We start from the raw sequence: 26,162 nt of genomic DNA on the forward strand, positions 1-26,162 counted from the left end.
GGGGACATGCGTACTTTGGCGATCGCCAACCAGAAGGGTGGCGTGGGCAAGACGACGACCGCAATCAATCTCGGTACCGCGCTTGCGGCCGCCGGTAAGGGCGTCTTGATCTTCGACACCGATCCGCAAGGCAACGCCTCGACCGGTCTCGACATCCATCCGCACGATCGCAACGTCACCAGCTATGACGTGCTCGTTGGCCAGCTGCCGCTGTCGAAAGCGGTGTTGCCGACGAAAGTCCCCAACTTGTACATCACGCCTGGCGACGCGCGTTTGTCGGGCGTTGAAGGCGAACTCATGGGTGAGGCGCAGCCGCAATTCTTTCTGCGCAATGCGATCGAGAAATTCCGCTCGGAATCCACACTGGGCGTCGATTACATCCTTATCGATTGCCCGCCGTCATTGAACGTTTTGACGGTGAACGCGCTCACTGCGGCCGACGGTGTGTTGGTGCCGCTGCAAACGGAATACTTCGCGCTTGAAGGCCTCGCGCAGCTCGTTGCGACGATCAACGCGGTGAAGGTGAACCTCAATCAGACGCTCGAAATCCAAGGCGTCGTGCTCACCATGTTCGACAAGCGCACCACGCTTTCAGAGCAGGTGGCCCAAGAGGTGAGGGCGCACTTCCCGGACAAGGTCTACGAGACCGTCATTCCGCGGAACGTTCGTATCAGCGAGGCGCCGTCCCACGGCCTGCCCGCAATCATTTACGATCAGAATGCCTCCGGCAGCAAAGCCTACATCAAGCTTGCCAAAGAACTGATCGAACGCGAGCGCCTCCTCAACGCGGCGTAGGAAACAAGTCGGAAATTTTTACCCATGGGCAAGGTTTGCCCATCAAATTCTTAAGCATACCGAATCGGGTCGGGTCAGAGACGAGGGCTAGAATGAGCGACATGAGACCGAGAGGGTTGGGCCGAGGCCTCTCCGCTCTGCTTGGCGAACCGGTGAAGACCGAAGCGCCGAAGCCAGCCAATGTGTTTGGCCAGCCTCAACCGCAAACTGAACCGGTGCGCGCGCCGATCGAGCCGCCGCGCAACGTGTTCGAACTGCCGATCACGCAATCTGCGCCTGCGCCAATCCAAGCGCCGGCGAACGAACCGGTTTCGCCGCCTGTCGCCGCCGCGCCGCCAATTGCCGCGCCCGCGCCCGTTGAGGCCGCCGGCGATGTCGGCCCGCGTTCGATTCCGATCGATCTCGTGCAACGCAATCCGCAACAGCCGCGTAAGCATTTCGACGAAGCTGAGCTCAACGATCTCTCGTCCTCGATCAAGACGCACGGCATCTTGCAACCGATCCTCGTGCGCCCGATCGCCGATGGGAAGTATGAGATCGTCGCCGGTGAGCGCCGTTGGCGCGCGGCGCAGCGCGCGGGCCTGCACTCAATTCCGGCGGTGATCCGCGAGCTCAACGAAGTTGAAGTGCTTGAGATCGCAATCGTCGAAAACGTCCAGCGTATGGACCTGAACCCGATCGAAGAAGCGCAAGGCTTCCAAGCCCTCATCGATCGCTTCGGCCGTACGCAACAAGAGATCGCCGATGCTGTCGGCAAGTCGCGTCCGCACATCGCCAACATGCTGCGCCTGCTGCAGCTGCCGGACGATCTGCAAGAGATGGTGCGCGATGGCCGTCTCAGCTCCGGTCACGCTCGCGCCATTCTCACCGCGCCCGATCCGCGCGGCCTGGCGCAGCGCGCGATCAGCGAAGGCTTGAACGTTCGCGACATCGAGCGTTTGGCTCAGCAAGCCAAGGACGAAAAGCACGGTCCGCGTGTTTCGCCCGGCGGCTCGTCGACAGAGTCTAAGAGCGCCGACACGCGGGCTTTGGAACAGTCACTCTCCAACGCGCTCGGGCTCGACGTCACGATCAACGACAAGGCCGGCGCAGGGGAGGTGAAAATCTCCTACAAGACGCTCGAGCAACTCGATGACGTCATTCGCCGTCTGCGAGGCGGGTTCTAACGTAGGACCCGCGTCGCATCGACGACCTCGACATCGCTCATCATCGAGAGATATGCGTCAAACCAAGGTTTGTGCGCTGATCCGACGATGACCAAAATCCGCCCGCCCGGATAGCGCGCGGAAACTTCGCGGATGTTCGCGATCATACGCAGATTGCGTGTTTCCCACGCCGCAACACGCGCGCGCCCGACTTGGCTCGGGCTGGCGCGATTGATCATGTTGAGCCACTGACCGTTCGCATCCGTGCGCCCAGTGCGTGCGCTATTGATGAAACGGTAGGTCGCTAGTGCTTCTTCCGGCGTTGTCAAATGTTGTCCCGCTTCACGCAGCGGCGTGAAATTGGGATCCGCCATCAGCGCAGCGAACCACGGCTCTCCGATGAACGCTTCCATGTTCGTTTCGAAGTCCGGCGCCACATCGTCACTCTGATCGTCGGTCGGATAGACGCGTTCATGTCCCAAGCGCACGGCGAGCCGTGCGGCGATCAATTGATCTTCATTCTTTCTGGCCGGCGTCTCATAGGTCGCGAGCTGTTCGGCGAGCAGCCGCGAAATGTTTTCATCGGCTATGCGCTCACTCGGTTCCAACCGCCACCATTGCACGATTGCTGAAGCCGGTTCTCCCGCCGCGACGAAGAGTGCGGTAAGTCTGCGGCGTTGCGCTGGAGTCGGGGAGGCGGGCCAGTCGGCCAGTACGCGCCGGATCTCGGCATTGGCCTCCGCCATATCCATACCGACCAATCCGCGCGAAATGCCGGAGAGCGCCATGGCGCGCCCACCATATTGTTGCGCTGTCTGCGGATAGCTTTCGCGGAACTGCCACATCTGCTCGATGCTTCGACCCGGCAGCGCCTCGATTGCGATGGCGTCCGGATGAAACGCTTGCAGCCTCTGCAGCAATGGTTCGAGCACCGCGGGATCGAAATTCTCAGGCGTGCCGCTGAGGTGCGGCGTGCCGATCACGAGGATCTGCGTCGCCTCGCCGACATGCCGGCCTTGATACTCACGCGGATCGAAAGGCCGATTTTGCGCAGACGCGGGCGCCACGGCGGCAAGCGTCAGCGCCGCCGCGATAAACAAAGATTTCATCCAAAGTCCTCCGCATGAGAGGACGCTTACGCCGCCGCTTTTGGATGCAAAGACGGTAACACTTGCGACGAACGACAGCGCGGGCCGGCGTGCTAAGGAGAGCCATGAACAGCGTCTACGCCTCGCTCGGCGCCACCATCTTCGACGTCATGTCCCGGCTTGCGGCGGAGAAGGGCGCGATCAATCTGGGCCAAGGCTTTCCTGAAAGCGACGGCCCGCGCGACATTCTCGAAGCCGCAGCGCGCGCCACGCTCGATGGTCCCAACCAATACCCGCCAATGCGCGGTCTCCCCGATCTCCGCCTGGCCGTCGCCGCCCACTATAACGAGCATCACGGGCTCGACCTCGATTGGTCGCGTGAAGTCACCATCACCAGCGGCGCCACGGAAGCCATCGCCGCCGCATTGCTCGCATTCATCGAACCAGGCGACGAAGTCGTTCTCTTTGAGCCGCTCTATGACGCTTATCTGCCGATGGTGAGAAGGGCAGGCGGCGTGCCGCGCATCGTGCGCCTGCAACCACCCCATTGGCGCTTCGAACGTGAAACGGTCGCGGCCGCCTTCTCCGATAAGACTCGCGTCGTCGTTATCAACACGCCGCTCAATCCCAGCGCCAGCGTCATGAGCCGCGCCGAGATCGAACTCGTCGCCGAACTTTGCCGCGCACACAATGCGATCTGTGTCAGTGATGAAGTTTGGGAGCATTTACTTTTCGACGGCGCCGAGCACGTCTCAATGCTCTCGGCGCTGCGTGATCGTACATTGAAGATCGGTTCCGCCGGTAAGATGTTTTCGCTAACGGCCTGGAAGGTCGGCTTTGCTTGCGCTGCACCGGAGCTGACGGAGCTTTTCACGAAGGCCCACCAATTCCTCACCTTCACCACCCCGCCCAATCTTCAACGCGGTGTTGCGCACGGTCTCGGTAAGGATCGAAGCTATTTTGAAGACATGCGCGCCGGCTTTCAGCGCTCGCGCGATCGCCTCAAGGCGGCGCTCGAAGGGGAGGGGTTCGCAACCCTACCCGCGCGCGGCGCATACTTTTTGAGCATCGACCTTGCTGCGTCCGGCATCGCACTGAGCGAGGCCGACTTTGCCCGTCACGCTATCGATCACGGCGTCGCAACCATTCCGATCTCAGCATTTTACGCCGCGCCCGGAGCTCCCGCTCTCGTGCGCCTGTGCTTTGCCAAGAGCGACGCCACGCTTGATCGCGGCGCCGAGGCCTTGATCAAGGCCAAGCGCGCCCTCGCCTGAGTTTGTTTGCAGCGCAGCAAGATCGCGCGCGGCCTTCGTTGTGTTTTCGCTTCCGATGTGACGGTCCGCCAGCTAAGCGGTCTGGATGCAACGCTTCCTGACCCTCTTCGTTCTCGCTGGCCTCATCCTCGGTGTTGGCGTCGGCTATGTGCTCCACGAGCAGCAACCTTCCGAGCAATGGCCGGAGATCGCGTCGAACTTCAAATTGGTTACCGACGTCTTCCTGCGTCTGATCAAGATGATCATCGCGCCACTGGTATTCTCGACGCTGGTCGTCGGTATCGCGCACATGGGTGGAACGGGTTCCCTTGGCCGCGTCGGCGTGCGTACATTGCTTTGGTTCGTCACCGCGTCGGTCTTCTCGCTGGTGCTGGGTCTCGCCGTTGTTCACCTCTTGCAGCCCGGCATCGGCCTGCAGCTGCCGATCCCGGAGGAGGCGACAGCCCCGCAGGCGTCAGCGCTCAACCTTCGCGACTTCGTCACGCATCTGGTGCCGACCTCCATCTTCGATGCGATGGCCACCAACCAGATCTTGCAGATCGTTGTCTTCTCACTCTTCGTCGGTGTCGCGCTCGCTGCGCTTGGTGAGCAAGTGAAGCCCCTGGTCGAGATGGCCGAGCAAGTTTCACACGTGATGCTGCGCGTCACCGGCTACGTGATGAATTTTGCGCCACTGGCCGTGTTCGCCGCGATCGCCGCGACGGTCACCGAAAATGGCCTCGATATCCTCGTCACCTACGGCAAGTTCATCGGCGGCTTCTATCTCGGCCTTGGTATTCTTTGGGTGATCCTGATCGGCGCCGGCTTGCTCATCGTCGGTCCGCGCATCCTTCGCATGCTCGGCCTCATTCGCGATCCCATCGTGTTGGCGTTCTCGACAGCAAGTTCTGAAGCTGCTTATCCGCGCACCTTCGAAGCGCTGCAAAAGTTCGGCGTTTCGCGCCGCATTGCCGGTTTCGTTCTGCCGCTTGGCTATTCGTTCAATCTCGATGGCTCGATGATGTATTGCACCTTTGCGGTGCTGTTCATCGCTCAGGTTTACGGCATCGAACTCACCATCGCCCAACAAGTCACGATGCTGTTGCTGCTGATGGTGACCTCAAAAGGCATGGCCGGCGTACCCCGCGCCTCGCTTGTCGTCATCGCCGCAACGCTGACGCAGTTCGGTATGCCGGAAGCTGGCTTGCTTCTGATCCTCGGCGTCGACCATTTCCTCGACATGGGCCGCAGCGCCACCAACGTCGTAGGCAACTCGGTCGCCACCGCGGTTGTCGCCAAGTGGGAAAAGGAACTCGGCCCTGAGCGTCCGGAGGCGCCGCTGCCTGCAGCTGCAGCGCCCACGCTCGAAGATCAGGGTGATACCGAGATCGGGCGCTAGCTCAGCTGAAGCGTCGCACGTACGGCGAGCCGGAGAGCATCAAGCGGGTAGGGCGGCCGTCGACGAGGCCGTCAAAGCGGATGCGTTCTGGGCTCCATTCGTCCGCGCCGGCGCGCCATGAGCCGTCGCTCAGTAAGGTCAGCGGCTCTGCATTGTTGAGCCAAAGCTTGCCGGCGCGCGCGATCACCCAAACCGTGCCCGACCACGCATTGTCGCTGTCATAGATGCCGGCAAGCTGTTTCAGCTCGTCGCTCGGCTGTGCCTGATACGCGTGCGGCGGCGGCCCGCGTAGAAATTCCACATCATCGGCCCAGGCGCGCACCACGTCGCTTTCTTCCGCTTCAAAGAGAACGCCGCTGGTCGCAAACCGCGGATCGGCGCTGACAAAGAATGGTCCTGCCAAGCTTTGCATCCGGCTCCTCGCGCCGTGGCGGACCATTGCCACCTGATCAGCGCCATCGGCTTGGACCTCAAATGTTTCGCCAGATTGCGCGGTGTAAACGCCGGTTAAGCGCGCGGGATCGCTGATCGTGGAGCGCGTCGGCGCCGCCGCTGCAACTTCACCACCCTCACGCGCCGCGTGAAACAATCGGCACGCCTGCAGAGTGATGTCGCGCGGGCGATAGCCAAAATCGAAACTCACATTGCTCGACGCAAACGCCGCAACACCTGCTTCGGTGTCGACATGCATCGATGATGAGAACGACACCATCCCGCCCGTGTGGTGGAGATAGTGCCGGTCATCGACGGTGAGCCGCGCAAGGCCGTTGCCGTAAAGCGCTGTCTCTGACCATCCCGGCGCTGCCGCCGGGTTCGCCATAAACGCCGCCGCCGTTGCGTCAGAAAACACCGGTCCTCCGCGCCCCTGCGCCAGCTCCATCAGGAAGCGCAGGAACTTCGCCATGTCCGCGGACGTGGCCGCGACACAACCTGCGCCAGTTTCAACATCAACCCACGGCGCTGGTCCAACAGGGAAGGGGCGAAACGAGGGACGATCCGAATAGAGCACTTCATAGCCTTGCGCGTAGCGTGGCCGATCGATTGTTTGGATGGCGCCGCGCGAGTCATCCATGCCGAGCGGGCGCAGCACGCGCGCTTCCAGCGACTCAAAAAAGCGCGTCCCGTCCGCCTGCGCCACCGCGCGCGAGAGCAATTCATAGCCCGTGTTGCTGTAGGCCCAGTGCTCGCCCGGCGTATAGCCGGACCACAATCCGCCATCCGTCACGATCGGCGCATTGCCCGGCAAGCCAGACGTGTGATTGAGCAAATGCTGGAGCGTCACCGCTTCTGCGTCGCGGATTTGGATGTCCTGCAACACCGCGCGCACGCGCGCTTCGGGCGAGAGCTTGCCTTCCTCATGCAGCGCGTACAGCGTGAGCGCCGTGAACACCTTGCTGATCGAGCCGATCTGAAAGAGGTGCTCCGGCCGCACCGGTATACGCGTTTCCTTGTTTGCGTAACCGCTGGTGATGAACCCCGCATAGCCGTCGCGATCGACCACGCACACGGTCAGCCCCGGCAGGCCCCAATCGCGAACGTGCTGTTCCGCATAACGGGTCAGCGCCGAGAGGGCAGTGCGATGCGCGCGTCCTCCGCCAGTGCTGTGCGTTGCGGCTTCCGCCGTTCCGCCTGCCGCGATCGCTGCTGCGCCCGCGCCTAAAACCAGCCTGCGATTGAGTTTCATGCCCCGCCTCCCGCCATCAAACTAGCCGGGCGAGGCGCTTGTGCAACCTAGTTGCCAACGAGTTTGGCGACGTTGCGGTACGCATCCGCCGCAATCAGTTCCTGCGGCGCGCCCGCCGTCTTGCTGCGCATCTCAGCCGCCCACAATACGTCGTAGGCCGCGTTCAGTTTCTTCGAAGACCAGAGTCGCGCCTGTGACGCCACCGCATCGCGTTCCTTCCAGAACACCGGCGGGCGCAACTTCGCCACCGCATCTTCCGAACTCATGCCGCCATCGATCAGGATCCGTGCATCGCGCAATTGGTGCAGCCGCCGCAGCAACGCGCGCAATGCCGAGACACCGGAAAGTGCATCGATCCGCGCCAGCGATTCAACCGCCTTCGCTGCTTTGCCCTGCGCCGCCGCCAGGCTCGCCGCATCGAGCGCGCTTTCCGCCTCCGAAGCCATCAGCGTCTCAAGATCCTCAACGCTGATATTGCGTCCAAGGTTGTGCGCATAGAGCGCTAACTTCTCGATCTCCTGCCGCGCCAAGCCGCGATCCGAGGGTAGGGTGGAGAGGAAATAGTCCTCCGCATCGCGGTCGAAGGTGATGGTAAGTTCCTTGGCCAACGCCTTGGCATAAACAGCCCGCTCCGCGTCGGTCTCTTCGTAGAACGCGATAACCGAAGCATGCGTCGCCGCGCCGAACTTCTTTACGATCTCCGCCGAGCCGCCGAGATCGCCTGCTTCGACGATGAGATAGCCGCTTGGCTCGCCGCGCTCGATCCCAGCCAGCGCATCAAGGATTGCCTCGTCCGCACCCTTGCCGCTGATCCGCGCCCACACGATCGTCGGCCCACCTAGCAGCGATTGCGCCGCTAATGCATCGGCCAGCCGCGCGCTGTCGCGCTTGATCTCATCTTCGCCAAGCTTGGTGATAGCATAGGGATCGTCGGATTTGCCGAGCGCCCATGCCGCGAGCCTCTGCGCTGCCTCATGTGCGACGCTTTCATTCGGGCCGTAAAGAAGGATAGCGCGAACGCTTTTGTCCGGCTTGTCGAGGAAGCGCCGGATCGAAGCGCCTTTGATTTGCGCCACGCCTTAGCCTTGACGTGCTTGCGCGATGCGCAGCGCGAGCTCAGCGCGGAAACGCTGCGCCATGCTCTCTGCCGCGCGTTCGCGCGCATCGTCTTGCGCCGTGATTTCACCGAACGCGGCGCGCGGGATGTCGTAGTTCACCACCGTCGACACCGATCCGCGCATCACTCGTGCGCCCGCTTGCGCCGGCGTTAGAATGTAGTTCGCCGTCAACCGCAGCTCCGAGCGCGTCGCCGATTCGTCGATCCGGATGCCGAGCGGCGTCACCACTTCCGTCAGTGTCACTTGCAGGTTCGCCGGCGGCGAGCCGTCATTTTCGGCAGCCAGGATGCGCGTGAGCTCGGTGCGCAACACGTGACCTGCGCGCCCTTCGATCTCGGCGATCTGCACCGGGCCAATTGCGTTGGCGCCATCCACCGGCGCGTACATCGGCTGGAAGCCGCACGCCGTGAGCAAAAGGGTAAGACTGGCGAGCAATACGCGCATCTGGGGTTTCTCCCGCCGCTAACTGGCGACGATATTGACGATCCTATCCGGGACCACAATCACCTTGCGAACGGTAACGCCCTCGAGAAAGGGCTTCACCGCGCTGTGTTGCAGCGCCAGCTCACGAATATCGGCTTCCGCCGCGCCTTTCGGCGCTTCGATCTCGGCACGTTTCTTACCGTTCACTTGGATCGGCAGCGTAACCGTGTTGCGCGCCGCCAGGGCCGGGTCCGCAACCGGCCACGGCGCGGTCGCGACAAAGCCCTCGCCGCCCAACGTCTCCCAGCATTCTTCCGCCAGGTGCGGCATGAAAGGGGAGATCAGCTGCGCGAGAATCCGCAAGGCTTCACCGCGCGCGAACACAGCGCCCTCGTCGTCGCCCTTCAGTTTGGCGATGGCGTTGACCAGTTCATAGCCGCGCGCGACCGCGACGTTGAAACGGAAGTTCTCGATATCATCGGTGACGGATTGAATGGCGCGGTGCGCGAGCTGGCGCAATGCCAGCGCCTCGCCGGCGTTCGCGGACGCCGGCGCCGCATCACCTGGTTTCGGTGCGGGCCGCCCGTGCGCTTCGGTGAGTGACCAGACGCGCTGCACGTAACCCCACGAGCCGCGGACGCCAGAGGCCGTCCACTCAACATCACGCTCCGGCGGTGAGTCCGACAACACAAACCAGCGCGCGACGTCAGCGCCGAAGTCCGTCACGAACGCATCGAGATCGACGACATTCTTCTTCGATTTCGACATCTTCTCGATCGCGCCGACCTCAACCGCCGAGCCGGTCTTCAGATCAACGCGCTTGCCTTCTTTGATGTCTGTCTCTTCTGGCAACAGCCAAGCGCCAGCTTGTGATTTATAGGTCTCGTGAACGACCATGCCTTGCGTGAACAAGCTCCGGAACGGCTCGCCATCGGCCGGACCCTCGAGGAAGCCGCAATCGCGCATGCCGCGCGTGAAGAAACGCGCGTACAGCAAGTGCAGCACCGCGTGCTCAACGCCGCCCACATATTGATCGACCGGCAGCCAATAGCCCGCGAGCGTCTTGTCGAACGGCGCGTCCGCGTTCTTCGCGTCGGTGAAGCGCGCGAAATACCAGCTCGAATCCACGAACGTATCGAGCGTGTCGGTCTCGCGCGTTGCCGCGCCTTTGCACTGCGGGCAGGTCGTGTGTTTCCAAGTCGGGTGCCGATCCAGCGGATTGCCCGGCTTGTCTTTGTCGAACGTGACGTCTTCCGGCAGTGCGATCGGCAGGCTCTCCTCTGGCGCCGGCACGACCCCGCATGTCGCACAATGGATCGCCGGAATAGGGCAGCCCCAATAGCGTTGCCGTGAAACACCCCAATCGCGCAGACGCCACTGCGTCGTCGCTTCGCCGGCTTCGCGCTTCACCAGCTCGGCGATCGCCGCCTTGATCGCATCACGCGTTGAAAGGCCATCGAGGAATTTCGAATTGTAGATCGTGCCGTCTTCGGTGAACGCGTCCTTGTCGATCTTATACGTCGCCGCGTCCGCGCCAGGCGGCAGCACCACTGGCTTGAACGGCAATTTGTATTTGTTTGCGAAGTCGAGGTCGCGCTGATCGCCCGCGGGCGAAGCGAAGATCGCGCCTGTGCCATACGTGGAGAGCACGAAATTCGCGCCCCACACCGGCAAAATCCAATCTGGATCGAAAGGGTGACGCACGCGCACGCCAAGATCGACGCCGAATTTCGGCGCCTTTTCAATATCCGCTTCGGACGTGCCGAGCTGCGCGCACTGCTCAACGAACTTCGCGACTTCAGGATTGTGCTCGGCAATTGCTTTGGTCAGTGGATGGTCCGGCGCCAGCGCCAGGAAGCTTGCGCCGAACAGCGTGTCGGGCCGTGTTGTGTAAACTTCGATCGGGTCGCGCGTGTGGCACGGCTCGCCCGCCGGTGTCTGCGCCAAAAAGGAGGGGGCATCTACGATGTCCCACCAGATCTTCGCGCCTTGGCTTTTGCCGATCCAATTGGTCTGCATCAGCCGGACTTTGTCGGGCCACTTCTCCAGCTTCTCGAGCGCTGCCAGAAGATCGTCGGCGTAGGCTGTGACCTTGAACATCCATTGCTCAAGCTCACGCGTTTCAACCGGCGCGCCGGAGCGCCAACCCTTGCCGTCGACCACCTGCTCGTTCGCGAGCACGGTGTTATCGACCGGGTCCCAGTTCACCTTCTGCTTCTTGCGATAGACGAGGCCCTTCTTCCAAAAGGCCAAGAACATCGCTTGCTGGTGCTTGTAGTAAGCCGCATCGCAGGTCGCGATTTCGCGCGACCAATCGATGGCGAGGCCCAGCAATTTCAGCTGTTCGCGCATCGCGGCGATGTTGTCGTAGGTCCAACCTTTCGGATGGATGCCGCGCTCCATGGCGGCGTTTTCGGCCGGCAAGCCGAACGCATCCCAGCCCATGGGGTGGAGCACGTTGTAGCCGTTCGAGCGGCGGAAGCGGGCGATGACGTCGCCCATCGTGTAGTTGCGCGAATGGCCTACGTGGATGCGTCCCGACGGATAGGGAAACATCTCGAGCACGTAGGCTTTCTTTTTGCCTTTAGCGTCTTCAGGCGAAAGCGCGCGATCGATGCCGGCGGCGGCCCAACGCTCGCGCCACTTCGGTTCGACTTCGCGGTGATTGTACCTGGACGACATACTTGCTCACGCCCCATTCCTTGGAGCGTTTTGGTGACGGCAAACGCTCGTTGTGTCTAGCGGACGTTGCTAAGGCGCAGTTCGCGAGCGCGCTGCAGGATCGCGTTTTCGATCTGAATCTCGGTGTCCGGATCGACCGACGCGTCCGACCATTGGCCGTTCGTGTTGGTTTGACGGAAGATTGAGACGTTCAGCGCGTCAGCGCGAAGGCGCGTGTCGAGGATATACACCGTCGCCTTGAAGCGCTCGTTCGGCGTGGTTGGGGCCGAGTACCAGTCGGTGATGATCACGCCGCCGAACGGATCAGCCGAGCCGAGCGGCATGAAGTTCAGCGTGTCGAGCGACGCGCGCCAGAGGTACGAGTTGACGCCGATGCCATCTTCGCTGGCGCGGCCGCCACCGCCGACGCCGAAAATTCCACCGCCGCCGCTGTTGCTGCTGCGGCCGGCATTGTCGTCGGCGCGGGATTGGCCGCTGTCATCGGCTCGGAACATTGAGCAGCCCGAGAGCGCCACGGCCGCGACCATGAAAATCGCGCCCTTCAGAAGTGTGCGCCCAGCCTGCATCATTCGAATTCCTCCGCCGTCGTCGGCGCCATCCCCGGCGCTTTGGCCCGCCCATATATCATGGGCTAGCAACTGAGCCAGGGGTCAGCTGCGAACCCGGCTATGTTGTGGCGGCAGCTCCCATTTATGGTTTATCCACACCTGTGTGCCTACCTTTCGCCGCAAATTTCCTGGCTGGCTGTGTCCTAAAGTTCACTGCGGATCAGCCCGTCATGCGTTATGTTGGTTCGCTGAGTGAGTGCTGAGGGGTAGGAAACGTGTCTCGGGCGTCTGCAGTTGTGATCGCGGGAGTCGCCATTTTGGCGACGGCCGGCGTCGCGCAGGCGCAGGAACGCGTGCCAACCCCAGTGACGCCTGCCCAAGCGAGCGAGTCGTCGGTACCCTGGTACCAACGCTTCACCACCTCCAACGGCGTGACTGAATCCATCGCCGGTGACCAGGAAGCTGGCCTGTTGGCGCCAGCCTGGACGTTGAGCCAGCGTTGGGGTGTCACGGTGGACGTTCGCGAAGCGCAACGTATTGAGCGTGCGCCCGACGGCGGCCACGGCGATCAAACTTCAGTCGGCGCCTACTATCAGTTCACGCCGAACATCAGCGTCGGCGGCCAGTTCAATCTGGAAACGACGCCAGCGCCGGGCGTAGCGCCCGTGGCGCGCGCCAACGAAGACGAGCCGCGCGCTGACGTGCGGATCGAGTCGGCGTTCCGCTTCTAAACTTCAATCAATGCATCAACTGCGGCGACGCCGGCAAAGCCGCGTCCAATGAGCCGCGTTGCGTTGCTCGCATTCACGCCGCCCAGCGCAATCACCGGCACAGCGCTGGCGCGTGCAATCTGGCTCGCGCGAAACACACCAAGCTCGCGTTGCGCTGAAGCGCTGCGGCTTGGGAAGATCGGACTGAGCACACACGCGTCGAGCTTTGCGGCGTTTGCCCGCAATACGGCCCCAGCATCGTGCACCGCCGTTGATTCAAGCCGAAACACATTGCTTCGCGCGCTCGGCATCATTCGCTCTGGCCAATGCACGCCGTCCGCGTCGCATGCCGTCGCCAATTCCGGGTCGGCGCCGATCAGCAGATAAAGCCCGCGCAGACGGCAAACTGCCGATAGCTTCCGCGCCACGCGCGCGCGGTCGTCTGCGCCAAAATGCCTGTAAACCACAGCGGTTTTGCGCGGGAGCCGGCCGGCGATTGCGACTGGGTTGGGTGTTCGCTCCGGATCCGTGAAAAAATACAGCGCCGGAATGCTGATCGCGCCCGCATCACGGTTGAGCCGCGCCGCTGTCGCCGCTAGCACTTGGACTGACCGCATGAGCGTTCCTTCCGACATCGCCGCGGCGCGCGCCGCCATCCTTAACCGCATGGCGAAAGCAGCGGCCGAAGCAGGGCGCGCGCCGCAAGGCGTCACGCTCATCGCAGTCTCCAAACAACAGCCCGACGGCCGTGTCGAGGCCATGCTCGCAACAGGCCAACGCGTGTTCGGTGAAAACCGAGTCCACGAGGCGCAAGCCCGCTGGACCTCGCGACGTTCGGACTACGCGCACTTGCAGCTCCGCCTCATTGGCCCGCTTCAGTCCAATAAGGCCGCCGATGCGGTGGCGCTGTTCGATGTGATCGAGAGCCTCGACCGCCCAAAGCTCGCCGCGGCGCTCGCCGACGAAGCGCAAAAACAGGGCCGCTGCCCCGAGATTCTGATCCAGGTAAACACCGGCGAAGAAGCGCAGAAGACCGGCGTCCCGCCGCTTGAGGCGGACGCCTTCATCAAGTCCGCCCGCGAAACCTACGGCCTGCCGCTACGCGGCCTCATGTGCATCCCGCCGGTCGATGAGGAACCGGCCATGCACTTTGCCCTGCTCGCCAAGATCGCCGCTCGCAACGGTCTCGCCACCCTCAGTATGGGGATGAGCGATGATTTCGAGACCGCTATCCGCTTCGGCGCTACGCACGTAAGAATAGGGTCGGCGCTGTTCGGAACGCGGCCCGGATCCGCCCAGTTGACCGAGTAGTGATCGCTCCGGGACGCCTGAGGCGGGCGTCAAAGGTTGCAAATCACTGATCCGCCGTGGTCATTTCCATTCAAATAAACTTTAAGCCTGACACTCGGGGCCCAATGTCACGCGAAACAACCATCCTCGTGATCGATGACGACGCCGACCTCCGTCAGGCATTGGTCGAGCAGTTTGAGTTGGAGGAGGGCTTCGGCGCCGTCGGCGCCTCCACGGCCGCCGAAGGCTTCGCTGCCGCCGCCGAGCACAAGCCGGCGGCCGTTGTGCTGGACGTGAGCCTGCCGGACATGGACGGCTTCGAAGCTTGCAAGGCGCTCCGCGATCAAGGCGTCAAAGCCCCGATCATCATGCTGACCGGCGCCGCGCAGGAAGAAGAGCAGCAGGTCCAAGGCCTCGACGCCGGGGCCAACGATTACGTGCTGAAGCCGTTCAAGTTCTCCGTGCTGCTCGCCCGTATTCGCGCGCACCTGCGCAGCCACGAAGCCAGCGAAGACGCAGTTTACAAAATCGGTCCGTACGAGTTTCGGCCGGCCATGCGTCTCTTGGTCGATCCGGCGCAGAAGAAGGTCCGCCTCACCGACAAGGAAGCGTCGATCCTGCGCTACCTTTATCGCTCCGGCGAAAAGCCCGTCGGCCGCGAAGAGCTGCTGCGCGAAGTCTGGGGCTACAACGCCAACGTCACCACCCATACGCTCGAGACGCACATTTACCGTCTGCGTCAAAAGATTGAGCCGGACGCACAAAGCCCCAAGCTTTTGATCACCGAAACTGGTGGCTACCGCTTACAGGTGTAACTCAATGAAGAACTGGCTGATTGGCTTGTGCGCGCTCTTTGGCGCGTGCGCGACGCCGCCGAATTGTGAAGCGCAGCATTCGCCAACAGGCGCAGCGCGCTCAACCCCAATCACCATCGGCACAAGCTACATCCTGCAATCCACGACACTCGGCGATGAACGCCAGATCAACGTCTGGGTCCCGTCCGATTACGGCGCCGCCGACAACGCCAACCGGCGCTACAACGTGCTCTATGTTCTCGACGGCGCGCTCGATCAGGACTTTCAGCACATTGCCGGCCTCGGCCAGCTCGGCGCCCTGAGCTGGACCTATGAGCCGCTCATCGTCGTTGGCATCCAAACCAAGGACCGCCGCGCCGAACTCACGCGCCGTCCGGAAAATGCCCGCCACGGTGCCGAATTTCCGCAAGCAGGGGGCGCGCGCCGCTTCCAGGACTTCATCGCCAGCGAAGTCATCCCGTTCATCGACGCCAATTATCGAACAGGCGAGGGGCGCGCTCTAATGGGCGAGTCGCTCGCCGGCCTCTTCGTTGTCGACACCTTCCTCCACCGTCCACAGCTCTTCCGCGACTACATCGCCATCAGTCCGAGCCTTTGGTGGGACGAGCAGCACTTCGCCCGCGATGGCGGTCGCGATATCCAGGGCCGTGCGTCATCCAACACGCGCATCTATCTCGCCATCGCCAACGAAGGCGACGCTACACAAGCGGGGATGAACCGTTTTTTGGGGCTGCTCGAAGCCGCGCCGCCAGGTAGCGTCACGTTCCGCTACAGTGATCGCAGCGCCACCGAAACGCACGCGACCATTTATCACGCTGCCGCGCTCGACGCGCTTCGCTGGCTCTACGCCGCGCCCGAGCCGAATTACGGCCCGTCCCCGTGGTACTACCTCGAAGAGGCCAACCGCCCCGCCGCCCAGGCTCAATAGGTCTTTATAGGTTTGTTCGTGCGGTAAGGCCGAACTCACAAAAGATGAAGGCCCGGCTTTCGCCAGGCCTTCTGTCTTCCGAGTGGATTCTTCATCAGCGCTGGCCGTGCGCGGTTAAAAAGGCCAGTGCGGATTTGAACCGGGAAGCTCCGATTTTCCGGAGCGGCTGTGTTCAGGTGGTTTCGATCGCCGCCCCCTCATTCCGATAAGAGCAAGATGGAGCGTTGCGCGCCGAACCAATGTGCCCGTGGTCACATGATGTGTTTCGACCACAGGCGCCGGGATTGCGCTGACGACGGCTATCAGGGCGCGCGCGTTAGGGCTAGCAAGGTGGCGGAGCCGGGGGGCTCTACTACGAAAGCGGTCTTCTCCAGCGATGGAGGAGGCCGTTTTCATAAGCGCAACCCGTCAGCGAATACGCCCGCCGCTTGCGGCCACATCACGGCGTCAACGCAACGCGCTATAATGCGCACGCATGAGCGGCAGCGATCCGATTTTCGAACCAAGGGCAGGGTCGATGCAGACCCATGCCATCAACGGCGCGCTCGCCATCGGCATCGCTCAGCTGATCAAGCTACCCTTCCAAATCGGCTCGCTCATCGTGCTGCCGCGGCTGTTGCAGCCGATTGATTACGGTATCTACGCGATGATCGATCCGATTGTTGCGATCGCCGCGCTCATTCTCAACTTCGGCATCAGCCAGGCGCTTATCCAGGCGCCGGCGCTTCAGCGTAACCAAGTCGCCGGTATTTTCTGGATCACCGTGATCGCAAGCTGTGCCGCCGGCGCATTGATGCTCGCCTCCTCGCCGTTAGTGGCCTCGCTCTATCACGAACCGCGCGTCGCGCTCGTTGCCGCGGTATCGTCGCTGTTTCTCATCTTCACCGGCTTCACTAACGTTCACGAGTCGCTGCTCAACCGCAAAATGAAGTTCGCATGGGTGGCGATGATCAGCGCGGTCGGCATGGCGCTTGGCTTCGGCGTCAGTCTGATCGCCGCCTATCTCGGGGCCGGATATTGGTCGCTGGCGTTGGGCTTCGCCGCTCAGCAAGTGGTGAGCCTCGTGGGGTGTTGGCTCGGCGTTGGCTGGATACCGCGCGAGAAGCCGTCGTTCGCAGGGCTCTTCAATTTCTACAAGTTCGGCGGCCCCGTGATGCTGGCGGATCTCGCAACCGTCACCTCGCGCGAAGCCGACAGTATGCTGATTGGCCGCTACGTCGGCGCTGCCGCGCTCGGCAACTATGATCGCGGCAACAAGCTCGCCATCGTTCCGATTCAGCGCATCAACACGGTGCTGCAGCAGCTCCTATTGCCGATCCTTTCGCGCCTGAACGAGGAGGGGGAACGCTATCGCTACGCCTATCTCCGCATCATCCGCCAGCTCATGCTCTACATCACGCCCGGCGTCGTTGCGGTCGGCGTCACCGCGCCCACCTTGGTGCCGTTCGTGATCGGCGAACAATGGGCGCCCGCCGCGCCGATCTTCGCGTGGCTCACGCTCGCCGCTCTGCACCGCCCCGTCAGCATGACGATGGACATGCTCTTCATCAGCCAAGCCCGTACGCGCGACTACATGATTTGGAGCGCCTTCAGCACAATCACCAGCCTCATCTCGTTCGTCATCGGCTTGCGTTGGGGCGTTGTCGGCGTAGCGGCGGCCTTCGGCATTAGCGATCTTCTACTGCGCATGCCGGCGCTCTGGTGGTGGGTCTCGCGCCGCGGCCCGATCCGCATGGCCGATCTTTATCTCAGCGCCGCGCCGTTCGCCGCCGGCAGCACCGTGGCTTTCGCCATCGTGAGCGGCTTGCAGCGCATCGCGTTTCCGGGCGTCTTCCAGCAACTCGCCGCGAGCGCCATCGCTGCTTACGTCGTCGCTTGGGGCACGATTGCACTGTTCAAGCGCGGCCGTTCCACCATGGCTGACAGCGTTCGACTCGTGCGTTCCGAACTGCCGCGCCTCTTGCGCGGCAAGCGCGCCGCCTAAAGAAAACGGCCGCCAGCTCTCGCCAGCGGCCGCATTTCAGTCCGTCATGCTTGCTCAGGTCGCTGAAGCGTTGCCCGCAACTTGGCGCGGCGCTGCCGCCGCGCGTGCAGCCGCTGCCTTCATCGGCTTGCCGGAGCGCGCTTCACCCAAACGCTCGATCAAAGCGGCGTACTCATCCCACAGACGTTGCGGGAGGCGGTCGCCGAACTTCTCGTAGTGCGCCGGGATAAGATCGGCTTCTTCGCCCCACACGTCGAGATCGACGCTGGTCAAAGTTTGCATGGCCTCGTCGGTGATCGTGAGCCCGCTGATATCGAGCGCGCCCTTGGCAGGCACAAGGCCGATTGCGGTTTCGTGCGCTTCAGCTGTGCCGTCGAGACGATCGCTGATCCACTTTAGAACGCGGCTGTTGTCGCCGAAGCCCGGCCAGATGAACTTGCCGTCTTGGTCTTTGCGGAACCAGTTCACGAAGTAGATCTTCGGAAGTTGCGCGCCCTGCCGCTCACCGACTTTGAGCCAGTGTGAGAAATAGTCGCCCATATTGTAGCCGCAGAACGGCAGCATCGCGAACGGGTCGTAGCGAAGTTCGCCGACCTTGTTCTCAGCCGCCGCCGTGCCTTCCGACGCGACGTTCGACGCGAGGAACACGCCATGCGCCCAATCGAACGCTTCCGTCACCAGCGGCACAGCGCTTGCGCGGCGGCCGCCAAACAGGATCGCATCGATCGGAACGCCCGCCGGATCTTCCCACTCGGGGGCGATCACGGGGCATTGGCCAGCCGGCACGGCGAAGCGCGAGTTCGGGTGCGCCGCCGGGAATTTTGAATCCGGCAGCCACGCATTGCCTTGCCAGTCAGTGAGACCCGCCGGCGGTTCTTTGGTCAGGCCTTCCCACCAAACGTCGCCGTCCTTGGTGAGCGCGACGTTAGTGAACACGGTGTTGGAGTGCAGCGTGTCGAGCGCCGATTTGTTGGTTTTCGAACCGGTGCCCGGCGCAACGCCGAAAAAGCCCGCTTCCGGGTTGATCGCGTAGAGCTTGCCGTCGTCGCCAAAACGCATCCAGCAAATGTCGTCGCCGATCGTCTCGGCCTTCCAGCCTGGGATCGTCGGTTGCAGCATGGCGAGATTGGTCTTGCCGCAGGCGGACGGGAACGCCGCCGCGACGTACTTCACGTCGCCCTTCGGGTTCGTCAGCTTCAAGATCAGCATGTGCTCGGCGAGCCAACCCTCATCGCGCGCCATCACCGAAGCGATGCGCAGCGCAAAGCACTTCTTACCCAGCAGCGCGTTGCCGCCGTAGCCGGAGCCGTAGCTCCAAATCTCGCGCGTTTCCGGGAAATGGACGATCCACTTTTCTTCGTTGCAAGGCCAAGCCACATCTTTTTGGCCCGGCTGCAAAGGCGCGCCGAGCGTGTGCACTGCCGGCACGAAGAAGCCGTCTTCGCCCATTTCATCGAGCGCGCCTTTGCCCATGCGGGTCATGATGCGCATCGAAGCGGCGACGTAACCGGAATCGGTGATCTCGACGCCGAGCTGTGAAATCTTCGAGCCCAGTGGACCCATGCAGAACGGCACGACGTACATCGTGCGGCCGCGCATGCAGCCATCGAACAGCGTGCCAAGCTTGGCGCGCATTTCCGTTGGCGCCATCCAATTGTTGGTCGGGCCGGCGTCGGCTTTGTTTTCAGGGCAGATGTAAGTCTGCTTCTCGACGCGTGCGACATCCTTTGGATCGGATGCAGCGTAGAACGAGTTCGGACGCGCCTCCGGATTAAGCTGCTTTAGCGTGCCGGCCGCGACGAGCTCTTTCGTCAGGCGATGCCACTCAAGCTCCGAGCCGTCGCACCAATAGACGCGATCAGGCTTGGTCAGCGCTGCAATTTCCTCAACCCAAGCGATGAGCTTTTTATGGTTCGTCGGGGCGGGGTGCAGGCCGGCGATGTGTTGCGTCACAGAATCCCTCCAGGCGCCGCATTTTTGGCGGCGCTCCAGTCGCGTTTCTTCCCAAAGTCTAGGCTGCGGCTTTTATGTCAAACGCGTTCTTCGGGCCACTGTGACAGAGGCAACAATACACCAATGACACCGGTGGCAATTGCGTTTGAGGGGCTGCCTTGCGCAGTTGGCGCCCTTCACGCCGCGCGTTGCTCGAGAACGCTTGGAGTTAACCTTGCGCCGCCGCCCAATCGTGCAGGACCCGCTCCAACACAGAGAGCGGCACCGCGCCATTCGCGAGCATCGTGTCGTGGAAGGTCTTGAGATCGAAGCGCGGCCCAAGCGTGGTCGTAGCTTGTTGCCGTATGCGATTAATCGCCTGGCGGCCGATCATGTACGCGCAGGCTTGGCCTGGGTTCACGCAATAGCGCTCGATTTCCGTCGTCACCGAAGATTCCAGATCGCCGGTTGCTTCCATCATCGATTGGATCGCCTGCTCACGCGTCCAGCGCTTGTGGTGAAGGCCCGTGTCGCAGACTAGGCGCGAGGCGCGGAACGTCGCCGATTGCAGATACCCCAAACGTCCGAGCCGGTTGTTGGCATAGGCGCCAAGTTCATCAGCGAGTTGCTCCGCATAAAGCCCCCAACCTTCGCTGAAGGCCGAGAAGCCAAGCATGGCGCTACGAATGAACGGAATTGAGCCGGATTCTTGTTGGATTGAGATCTGCCAGTGATGACCCGGAACGCCTTCATGATAGTTCAGTGTCGGCAGCGTAAAGCGCGGCCATTCGCCGGTGTCGCGCAGATTGATGAAATATGCGCCCGGCCGTGAACCATCGAGCGCCGCGCGCTGATAGTAGCCGCCCGGCGCACCCGCTTCCGTAAACGGCGGTACCCGGCGTATTTCGAGCTGCGCGCGCGCAAGTGTGTTGAATGCGCGTGGCATCATTGCTTCGATTTCGCGCGTTTGTGCGTTGAGATCGGTAAGGATCTGTTCGCGGCCTGCATCGGTGTTCGGATAGAGCTGATCCGGCCGGCGCGAGAGTTCTTGCACGCGTTGCGCAACACTGCCGCGTGTCATGCCTTCGGCGCGCAAAATGGCGGCCATTTCGCTGTTGAACTGCGCGATCAGTTCAAGGCCGACATTGTGGATCTCATCCGGCGACATGTTCGTTGTCGTCCGTGAACGCAGCGCCACGGCGTACATCTCCGCGCCTTGCGGCAAACGCCAGATACCTGCGTCATGCACGGCTTGCGGCCGCACGCGTTGAAGCGCTGCGATTTGGCGCTGGACGGCAGGGATTACGCGCTCACGCACCGCCGCTTCGGCGCGGCTCATATAGCCGGCGCGTGACGCCTCGGGGATCGCTTGCACATCAGGCAAGCGGCGCACCAATGATTGCACTAAAATATTTTGGTTAGGTGCGCCCTCAGCGAAGCGCCCAAGCTGAAGCACCGCCTTGTCGATCGCGAAATCCGGCGGAATGACGCCCGCCGCCGCATCCTCCGCGATGATCGCCGTCTCAGCGTCAAGCTGACCGACAAAGCCGTCAATCCGGGCAAGATACCCGTCGGCTTCATCAACGCTGCGAAGTGGATGCTGCTCGTTGAGGAAGTTCGGCATCGAGCGATAAGCGCCCGTGAGCTGCGTCACCACATAAGGCGAGCCAGCGCCGCCGCCGACTTCGAAAGCGCTGCTATCCAACGAGTTGACCCATGCGGTCTCAACCACATCGTACGTCACCCGATCTCGCGGCGTGAGCGCGTCGCGGTTGATCGCGCGCAATTCATTCAACGAGGTTTGCTGTAGCGCCCGCGCCTCGCGTGCCGCGGCTTTTGAAGCATCGCTCACTTTGTCGATGAAGCGATAGCCGGCCCGCTCTTCGGTTAAACCAAGGCTGGTGCACCGTTCTGGCGAACGGCGAAGTGAGTTGGCGACGGATCGATCCAGCACGGCGTTGAACGTGGCGCTCACATCTGGTGTTGGCCTCGCCGCTGTTGCGCAGCCTGAAAGCACCGCGATGCTGGCCGCGCCTGCGCCCAAAACGGCGCGCCGAGAAATGTGCATGATCGATCCCCGTATTGCTTGGCGTTCACTGTAGCGATGCAATCGTGCGTCTCAATTGGCGCGCGACGAAAGTCTCAAAGTTTCAAACCGGCCACGACCGGAACATGGTCGCTCGGCCGCTCCCACGAGCGCACCGGCACGTGAATATGAAACGCAGCTGCTTGTGAGGTCACAGCGATATCGCTTGTGGCCCAGATGTGATCGAGACGGCGACCACGATTGTTCTTGGTCCAGTCGGGGCTGCGATAGCTCCACCAGGTAAAGAGCTTTTCCGGATCAGGTTTGTGCGCACGCGCTAAGTCAACAAAGCCGCCCAGATCGCGCACGGCGTTCAGGCGGTCGGTTTCACCCGGCGTATGCGACACGACGTTGAGCAATTGCTTGTGGCTCCAAACGTCGAACTCCCCCGGCGCCACATTGAGATCGCCAACAAGCACTGTCGGCGTTCCACCTTTGCGCTTCTTGTAGAGCGTTTTCATCCTGTCGAGCACGTTGAGCTTGTGGGCGAACTTTGGGTTCGTCAGCTCCGGCACGTCCGCGCCCGCGGGCACATAAAGATTGTGCACTTCGATGCCCTCAATCAGCGCGGCTGCAATGCGCGCTTCTTTCTTCGGACAGATCGCTGGCGCTTCGACCGGTTCGAGCTTCACGCGAGAAACGATGGCAACGCCATGCCAGCCTTTCTGGCCGACCACGTGCATGTGCTTGTAGCCCGCCTCCTTGAAAGCCTTGGCCGGAAACTCGCCATCGCGGCATTTGATTTCCTGCAGGCATAAAACGTCGGGCTTCGCTTCGGCCAGGAAGCGGCAAACCATGCCAATGCGCAGGCGCACGGAATTGATGTTCCAGGTCGCGATTTTCAGCATCGAATGTGTTTGGCGGTTTGAGAGCTCAGATTCAAAGGGCCAAGAAAAAGAAAGAGGCCCGATCGCAGTCCGCGACCGGGCCTCGATTTTTGCGCCTTTAAGGGGGCGCTTTCTCGCCGGCAGGGGATTCCGGCAAAGCCGCCGCGCTGGATCCGTCAGCGGGGGGACGACGCCATCCAGGGGATGAGCGGCGGCTCGATGTTGCATATACGCTACATGGGCGGAAAAAGCAAGATTTCATTAATGAAACTTCTTGCCCTCCTTCGCCTTAATTCGTCAGCGGCGGCTCGGCGCAACCACGTCTTCGAGACGGAAGAGACTACGGTCGAAACTTGCCGGCTGCGTGATGTCTGAAAGCGTAATCCGCGTCCGGGCGCCGGTTGCGTCGATGACGTCCCATGAACGCAGTTCGGCGTTCGGACCTTGGAATTGCAGCGTGATCTGGCCGTCGGTTTGACCCGAACGATCGCGCGCGGTGATCATAAGCCAGGGCCCTGCGCGCGAAACACGCAGCACCCGCGCATCGCGCTCAAGATTGATGGTTTGGCCGAGAATGAGGTTCAGCGGTGTTGAACGGATTGGCGTTCGTTCTGTTGTGCGAAGCTCGGTATCGCGCATCGCGACGACGCTGCCGTCTGCAACGATCAGCAAAGTTGCAGGAGGATCGTACTGGAAGCGCAAACGCCCTGGCCGCTGCATGTAGAACATGCCGCTTGCACGCGCGCCGCCGGGCGAGCTTTGAATGAATCGGCCCTGCAGCCGCTGAACTGCGTTCAAGGAGCGGTTCGCGAGCGCCAAACCTTCGGCGCGATCTGCGCCTTCGAGCACGACGGGAGTCGCCTGCTGCGCGTAAGCGGCTGGAGCAAGCACGAGGGCGGAAAGGCCCAGGAGGGCGAAGCGTCTGTTCATGTGGGTCATGTGCCCAAAACGCATGGCGAAAAAAAGGGTTCACGTTGCCCAGAAATGGCCTTTTCGCTTCAGTTTCGGTTCAGGTAGACCGGGAGGCGATTTGGCTTCGCGGGGGCGGCAAACATGTTCGGCGATATGACGCGGGAGCTGCCGTCCGTTGGATGGGCCGGGTTTTTGGATACTGAGGCGCTTGGGCAGTCGTTCCTGTCACTGGTGCTGGCGATTTTCCTCGGGGCCGTGATCGCGTTTCACCCGACGACGGCGCGAACCGTCGATACCCGGGAAGAAGCTGAGCTTCCGAAGGTGCTCATCATGTACGCGCTCGTGGGCGCTGTGGTGGGTGAGATCGTGCTGCAATACGGCATGGTCGTTGGCTTTGTGATCTTCGGGCTTGGCGGGCTGATGCGGTTTCGGACCGACGCGGCTTCGACGCGGGACACCGGCCGCCTGATCATGGTGACTTTGATTGGCCTCATCTCGGGGCTCAATCTTCCGCACTTTGCGGTGATGGCCGCCGCGTTTTCGTGGCTGTTGATCTACGCATTCGACGGGCGTCCAGTCTGTGAGCTTGAGGTCAGCGAGATCCCGAAGGGCAAAGTGAAGGAAGCGGCCGAAGCTTATCGCGTCGAGCTTGCGAAGCTCGGCTGCAAGGTGATCAGCGAAGATCGCTCGTTCACGAAGAACCGGGTGATCTTCGTGCTTCGTGCACCGCGAAACCAAACCGAAACGCGGATGACGGCGGCGCTTTGCGAACATGTGCCGGCGGAAGTCCGCGGCGAGATCGACTGGGAAGTCGAGTAATCAGGTCCTATAAGCGCCGCCGGCTTCTTGCGGGGCCGGGTTCGGACTTGTGTGCTGACCTGCGTACCAAACCCCGACAGCGACGAGAGCCGCGACGGCTCCGACGGCGCGGATGAGGCCGCTGGAGCGGCGCTTTTCCGGTAGGGGCGCCTGCAGAGCGATGAAGCCGCTGCGGGCGACGCGTTGCCGCCGCGATTGGGGTTGGATTGGAGTGACGAGTTCGAGCACGGGCGGAGCTTTGGGTTCGTGACCGGTCAGCATCGTCGCCAGCGTATCGAGTTGCAGCGCGGCTTTTGAATCCGGCATCGCCTCGAAAATCGTTTGCCCATCGGCTTCGGCGGCGCCGAACAATTCGGGCTCGAAGCTGAACGACATCACCGGATCGGACTTCAGCGCTTGCGCGAAATCCTTCAGCGGAATTTCCGGCCGCTTTGGCAGCTCGTTCATCGAGAGCACCACGGCCGGCATGCTGGGCCGATCGCGCTCGGAGCGGAGCAACTTCAGCATGTTATCGGCATTGCGCAGGCTGGCGAGATCGGGGCCAGCGACGATGACGATCTCGTCCGCGTCACGGAGCGCGGTTCGCACCCACGGCTCCCAGGCGTGCGGCAGATCCAGCACGACAAAGTGTGCAGTACGCCGGAGGTTCGCCATCAGCTCATCGAAGGCGTCCTGCGGGATGTCGAGCGCGTCGATGTGCTTGGGCGCGGCGAGGAGGTGGAGGCGCGGCGTGACCGCGGTAAGCGATTGGGTGAGGGTTTGTTCGACGTCTGCGGAGACTAACACATCCCGCACAGCTGCGGATGGCGACTGGCGAAAATTATGCGCGGCGGTTCCGAGAGAGAGATCGAGATCCACCAGTGTCGTTCGCTGCTGCTGACGTTCGGCGATCACCCAGGCGAGGTTTTGCGCCAGGGTTGAAGCGCCAATGCCGCCGCGCGCGCCGATGACGGCGATGACGTGGGCGGGCTCGACATCTTCGAAGAGCGCACACAATGAACGCGCGATCCGATCGGCGCCAGCTGGGGGCACGATGTAATCGCTGACATGACGTGCGGCGAGATCGCGGAGGAGCGCGATATCGTTGACGGCGCCGAGGATGACGACGTTTGCGGTGGGCGCATGAGCGCGGAGGCGATCGAGCGCCGCCAGCATCGGGCCGCGTTCTAAGGTGGTATCGAGGACGTAGAGATCGGCGCAGTGATCGAGCGCGGCTTCGATGCCGCCGCGGGCGATTTGCATTTCAGCGCGCGCAAGGCGCGGATCGGCGGCGAGTTCTTTTAGAAGCGCTTGGGATTCCGGGCGATCGTAAGCGGCGAAGATCGAGATCGCGGGGAGAAGGCGATCGCGCTGCGGCTGCGGTTCGGGTTCTGGCGTCGCAATTGGCGCGACCGCCACGGGCGGCGGAGGTTCGGGTGGGGGCACGGCCAGGAAACCTCTGCCAGTTTCATCTTCGAACTCGAATTCCGGCGGATCGAACGGCGCTTCGTCGTCCTCGGCTTCTTCGCAGCCAAAAATATCATCGAGCGGCGGCGGCTCAAACGGCGCCTCTTCGGCATCGGCGGCGATCACATCGCCGGCGGTAAGCTCAAGCGTCGCTTCCGCTTTCGCGGGACGCGTGCGCTGACGGGCGCGAGATTTGGCTTTCTGAGCGGCAGTGAGCAAGACGCACTTCGTTCGCTTTCAAATGGCCCCCGCGTATCAATCTGGCGGCAATGTCTTGC

Annotated in this window: 22 protein-coding genes; 10 read left to right on the top strand and 12 right to left on the bottom strand. The window is 62.3% G+C overall.

The genetic code is table 11. The features are described from left to right. The first annotated feature begins 6 nt into the window (after nt 1-6). Nucleotides 7-795 carry a ParA family protein gene (locus ATE48_RS10455; RefSeq protein WP_066771105.1) on the top strand — a complete coding sequence of 263 codons (789 nt, stop codon included), beginning with the start codon at nt 7-9 and terminating at the stop codon, nt 793-795. Between the two features lie 92 nt (nt 796-887). Continuing rightward, nucleotides 888-1,961 (top strand): ParB/RepB/Spo0J family partition protein, encoded by a 1,074-nt coding sequence (locus ATE48_RS10460; protein ID WP_083197292.1) that lies wholly within the window; start codon nt 888-890, stop codon nt 1,959-1,961. Here the strand turns inward: ATE48_RS10460 and ATE48_RS10465 are convergent. Further along, nucleotides 1,958-3,049, bottom strand: a complete 1,092-nt coding sequence (locus tag ATE48_RS10465; RefSeq protein ID WP_066771110.1) for a DUF5694 domain-containing protein — start codon at nt 3,047-3,049, stop codon at nt 1,958-1,960. The two genes, ATE48_RS10460 and ATE48_RS10465, sit on opposite strands and share 4 nt — an antisense overlap. Nucleotides 3,050-3,153: 104 nt before the next feature. Here ATE48_RS10465 and ATE48_RS10470 point away from each other — a divergent pair, with 104 nt between their 5' ends. Then, complete coding sequence (locus ATE48_RS10470; RefSeq protein WP_066771112.1) at nt 3,154-4,302, top strand: aminotransferase; 1,149 nt, start codon at nt 3,154-3,156, stop codon at nt 4,300-4,302. Nucleotides 4,303-4,387: 85 nt separating this feature from the next. Next, nucleotides 4,388-5,680: a dicarboxylate/amino acid:cation symporter gene (locus ATE48_RS10475; RefSeq protein WP_066771118.1), complete on the top strand. Its 1,293-nt coding sequence runs from the start codon at nt 4,388-4,390 to the stop codon at nt 5,678-5,680. A 1-nt stretch (nt 5,681) separates the two neighbouring features. Here the strand turns inward: ATE48_RS10475 and ATE48_RS10480 are convergent, their stop codons facing one another. The 5 genes from ATE48_RS10480 to ATE48_RS10500 are packed head-to-tail and all read right to left on the bottom strand — an operon-like array spanning nt 5,682 to nt 12,156. After that, nucleotides 5,682-7,364, bottom strand: a complete 1,683-nt coding sequence (locus ATE48_RS10480; protein WP_066771120.1) for a serine hydrolase domain-containing protein — start codon at nt 7,362-7,364, stop codon at nt 5,682-5,684. Nucleotides 7,365-7,411: 47 nt separating this feature from the next. Next, nucleotides 7,412-8,440 carry a DNA polymerase III subunit delta gene (holA, locus tag ATE48_RS10485; RefSeq protein WP_066771124.1) on the bottom strand — a complete coding sequence of 343 codons (1,029 nt, stop codon included), beginning with the start codon at nt 8,438-8,440 and terminating at the stop codon, nt 7,412-7,414. Nucleotides 8,441-8,443: 3 nt separating this feature from the next. Next, nucleotides 8,444-8,926, bottom strand: a complete 483-nt coding sequence (lptE, locus tag ATE48_RS10490; RefSeq protein ID WP_066771125.1) for an LPS assembly lipoprotein LptE — start codon at nt 8,924-8,926, stop codon at nt 8,444-8,446. Nucleotides 8,927-8,944: 18 nt separating this feature from the next. Further along, nucleotides 8,945-11,587, bottom strand: a complete 2,643-nt coding sequence (gene leuS / locus ATE48_RS10495; protein ID WP_066771128.1) for a leucine--tRNA ligase — start codon at nt 11,585-11,587, stop codon at nt 8,945-8,947. A 56-nt stretch (nt 11,588-11,643) separates the two neighbouring features. Next, nucleotides 11,644-12,156 (bottom strand): DUF3576 domain-containing protein, encoded by a 513-nt coding sequence (locus ATE48_RS10500; protein WP_083197293.1) that lies wholly within the window; start codon nt 12,154-12,156, stop codon nt 11,644-11,646. A gap of 254 nt (nt 12,157-12,410) precedes the next feature. Here ATE48_RS10500 and ATE48_RS10505 point away from each other — a divergent pair, with 254 nt between their 5' ends. Beyond that, complete coding sequence (locus tag ATE48_RS10505) at nt 12,411-12,866, top strand: NtrZ family periplasmic regulatory protein (RefSeq protein WP_156767720.1); 456 nt, start codon at nt 12,411-12,413, stop codon at nt 12,864-12,866. On the opposite strand, the gene ATE48_RS10510 is transcribed toward ATE48_RS10505, so the two are convergent. After that, nucleotides 12,863-13,462 carry a thiamine phosphate synthase gene (locus tag ATE48_RS10510; protein WP_228126582.1) on the bottom strand — a complete coding sequence of 200 codons (600 nt, stop codon included), beginning with the start codon at nt 13,460-13,462 and terminating at the stop codon, nt 12,863-12,865. The genes ATE48_RS10505 and ATE48_RS10510 overlap by 4 nt on opposite strands. Here ATE48_RS10510 and ATE48_RS10515 point away from each other — a divergent pair. The 4 genes from ATE48_RS10515 to ATE48_RS10530 all read left to right on the top strand — a co-directional run bounded on the left by ATE48_RS10515 (nt 13,461) and on the right by ATE48_RS10530 (nt 17,862). Further along, nucleotides 13,461-14,156: a YggS family pyridoxal phosphate-dependent enzyme gene (locus tag ATE48_RS10515; protein ID WP_066771143.1), complete on the top strand. Its 696-nt coding sequence runs from the start codon at nt 13,461-13,463 to the stop codon at nt 14,154-14,156. The genes ATE48_RS10510 and ATE48_RS10515 overlap by 2 nt on opposite strands. Nucleotides 14,157-14,260: 104 nt before the next feature. Then, nucleotides 14,261-14,950, top strand: coding sequence for a response regulator transcription factor (locus ATE48_RS10520; protein ID WP_066771146.1), 690 nt, complete (start codon nt 14,261-14,263; stop codon nt 14,948-14,950). Between the two features lie 4 nt (nt 14,951-14,954). Next, nucleotides 14,955-15,878, top strand: a complete 924-nt coding sequence (locus ATE48_RS10525; RefSeq protein WP_083197295.1) for an alpha/beta hydrolase — start codon at nt 14,955-14,957, stop codon at nt 15,876-15,878. A gap of 517 nt (nt 15,879-16,395) precedes the next feature. Further along, on the top strand, nt 16,396-17,862 hold the full coding sequence (locus ATE48_RS10530) for a lipopolysaccharide biosynthesis protein (RefSeq protein ID WP_228126583.1): 1,467 nt from the start codon (nt 16,396-16,398) through the stop codon (nt 17,860-17,862). 54 nt (nt 17,863-17,916) lie between these two features. Here the strand turns inward: ATE48_RS10530 and ATE48_RS10535 are convergent, their stop codons facing one another. The 4 genes from ATE48_RS10535 to ATE48_RS10550 form a co-directional block, all read right to left on the bottom strand. After that, nucleotides 17,917-19,815, bottom strand: a complete 1,899-nt coding sequence (locus tag ATE48_RS10535; protein ID WP_228126584.1) for a phosphoenolpyruvate carboxykinase (GTP) — start codon at nt 19,813-19,815, stop codon at nt 17,917-17,919. Between the two features lie 208 nt (nt 19,816-20,023). Further along, complete coding sequence (locus ATE48_RS10540) at nt 20,024-21,862, bottom strand: DUF885 domain-containing protein (protein WP_066771152.1); 1,839 nt, start codon at nt 21,860-21,862, stop codon at nt 20,024-20,026. Between the two features lie 74 nt (nt 21,863-21,936). Continuing rightward, nucleotides 21,937-22,728 carry an exodeoxyribonuclease III gene (gene xth / locus ATE48_RS10545; RefSeq protein WP_066771155.1) on the bottom strand — a complete coding sequence of 264 codons (792 nt, stop codon included), beginning with the start codon at nt 22,726-22,728 and terminating at the stop codon, nt 21,937-21,939. Nucleotides 22,729-23,004: 276 nt separating this feature from the next. After that, complete coding sequence (locus ATE48_RS10550) at nt 23,005-23,637, bottom strand: LolA family protein (protein ID WP_066771158.1); 633 nt, start codon at nt 23,635-23,637, stop codon at nt 23,005-23,007. Between the two features lie 123 nt (nt 23,638-23,760). On the opposite strand from ATE48_RS10550, the gene ATE48_RS10555 reads away from it, so the two are divergent. Beyond that, on the top strand, nt 23,761-24,438 hold the full coding sequence (locus ATE48_RS10555; protein WP_066771161.1) for a DUF4956 domain-containing protein: 678 nt from the start codon (nt 23,761-23,763) through the stop codon (nt 24,436-24,438). Here the strand turns inward: ATE48_RS10555 and ATE48_RS10560 are convergent, their stop codons facing one another. Further along, nucleotides 24,439-26,103, bottom strand: a complete 1,665-nt coding sequence (locus ATE48_RS10560) for a CpaE/TadZ family protein (protein ID WP_066771166.1) — start codon at nt 26,101-26,103, stop codon at nt 24,439-24,441. Between the last annotated feature and the right edge of the window lie 59 nt (nt 26,104-26,162).

It is taken from the genome of Candidatus Viadribacter manganicus (assembly GCF_001679665.1).
Classification (GTDB): domain Bacteria; phylum Pseudomonadota; class Alphaproteobacteria; order Caulobacterales; family Aquidulcibacteraceae; genus Vitreimonas; species Vitreimonas manganica.

Coding starts and splice junctions, on each gene's coding strand:
- ATE48_RS10455 (WP_066771105.1), top strand. CDS start 7: ATGCGTACTTTGGCGATCGCCAACCAGAAGGGTGGCGTGGGCAAGACG.
- ATE48_RS10460 (WP_083197292.1), top strand. CDS start 888: ATGAGCGACATGAGACCGAGAGGGTTGGGCCGAGGCCTCTCCGCTCTG.
- ATE48_RS10465 (WP_066771110.1), bottom strand. CDS start 3,049: ATGAAATCTTTGTTTATCGCGGCGGCGCTGACGCTTGCCGCCGTGGCG.
- ATE48_RS10470 (WP_066771112.1), top strand. CDS start 3,154: ATGAACAGCGTCTACGCCTCGCTCGGCGCCACCATCTTCGACGTCATG.
- ATE48_RS10475 (WP_066771118.1), top strand. CDS start 4,388: ATGCAACGCTTCCTGACCCTCTTCGTTCTCGCTGGCCTCATCCTCGGT.
- ATE48_RS10480 (WP_066771120.1), bottom strand. CDS start 7,364: ATGAAACTCAATCGCAGGCTGGTTTTAGGCGCGGGCGCAGCAGCGATC.
- lptE (WP_066771125.1), bottom strand. CDS start 8,926: ATGCGCGTATTGCTCGCCAGTCTTACCCTTTTGCTCACGGCGTGCGGC.
- leuS (WP_066771128.1), bottom strand. CDS start 11,587: ATGTCGTCCAGGTACAATCACCGCGAAGTCGAACCGAAGTGGCGCGAG.
- ATE48_RS10500 (WP_083197293.1), bottom strand. CDS start 12,156: ATGATGCAGGCTGGGCGCACACTTCTGAAGGGCGCGATTTTCATGGTC.
- ATE48_RS10515 (WP_066771143.1), top strand. CDS start 13,461: ATGAGCGTTCCTTCCGACATCGCCGCGGCGCGCGCCGCCATCCTTAAC.
- ATE48_RS10510 (WP_228126582.1), bottom strand. CDS start 13,462: ATGCGGTCAGTCCAAGTGCTAGCGGCGACAGCGGCGCGGCTCAACCGT.
- ATE48_RS10520 (WP_066771146.1), top strand. CDS start 14,261: ATGTCACGCGAAACAACCATCCTCGTGATCGATGACGACGCCGACCTC.
- ATE48_RS10525 (WP_083197295.1), top strand. CDS start 14,955: ATGAAGAACTGGCTGATTGGCTTGTGCGCGCTCTTTGGCGCGTGCGCG.
- ATE48_RS10530 (WP_228126583.1), top strand. CDS start 16,396: ATGCAGACCCATGCCATCAACGGCGCGCTCGCCATCGGCATCGCTCAG.
- ATE48_RS10540 (WP_066771152.1), bottom strand. CDS start 21,862: ATGCACATTTCTCGGCGCGCCGTTTTGGGCGCAGGCGCGGCCAGCATC.
- xth (WP_066771155.1), bottom strand. CDS start 22,728: ATGCTGAAAATCGCGACCTGGAACATCAATTCCGTGCGCCTGCGCATT.
- ATE48_RS10550 (WP_066771158.1), bottom strand. CDS start 23,637: ATGAACAGACGCTTCGCCCTCCTGGGCCTTTCCGCCCTCGTGCTTGCT.
- ATE48_RS10555 (WP_066771161.1), top strand. CDS start 23,761: ATGTTCGGCGATATGACGCGGGAGCTGCCGTCCGTTGGATGGGCCGGG.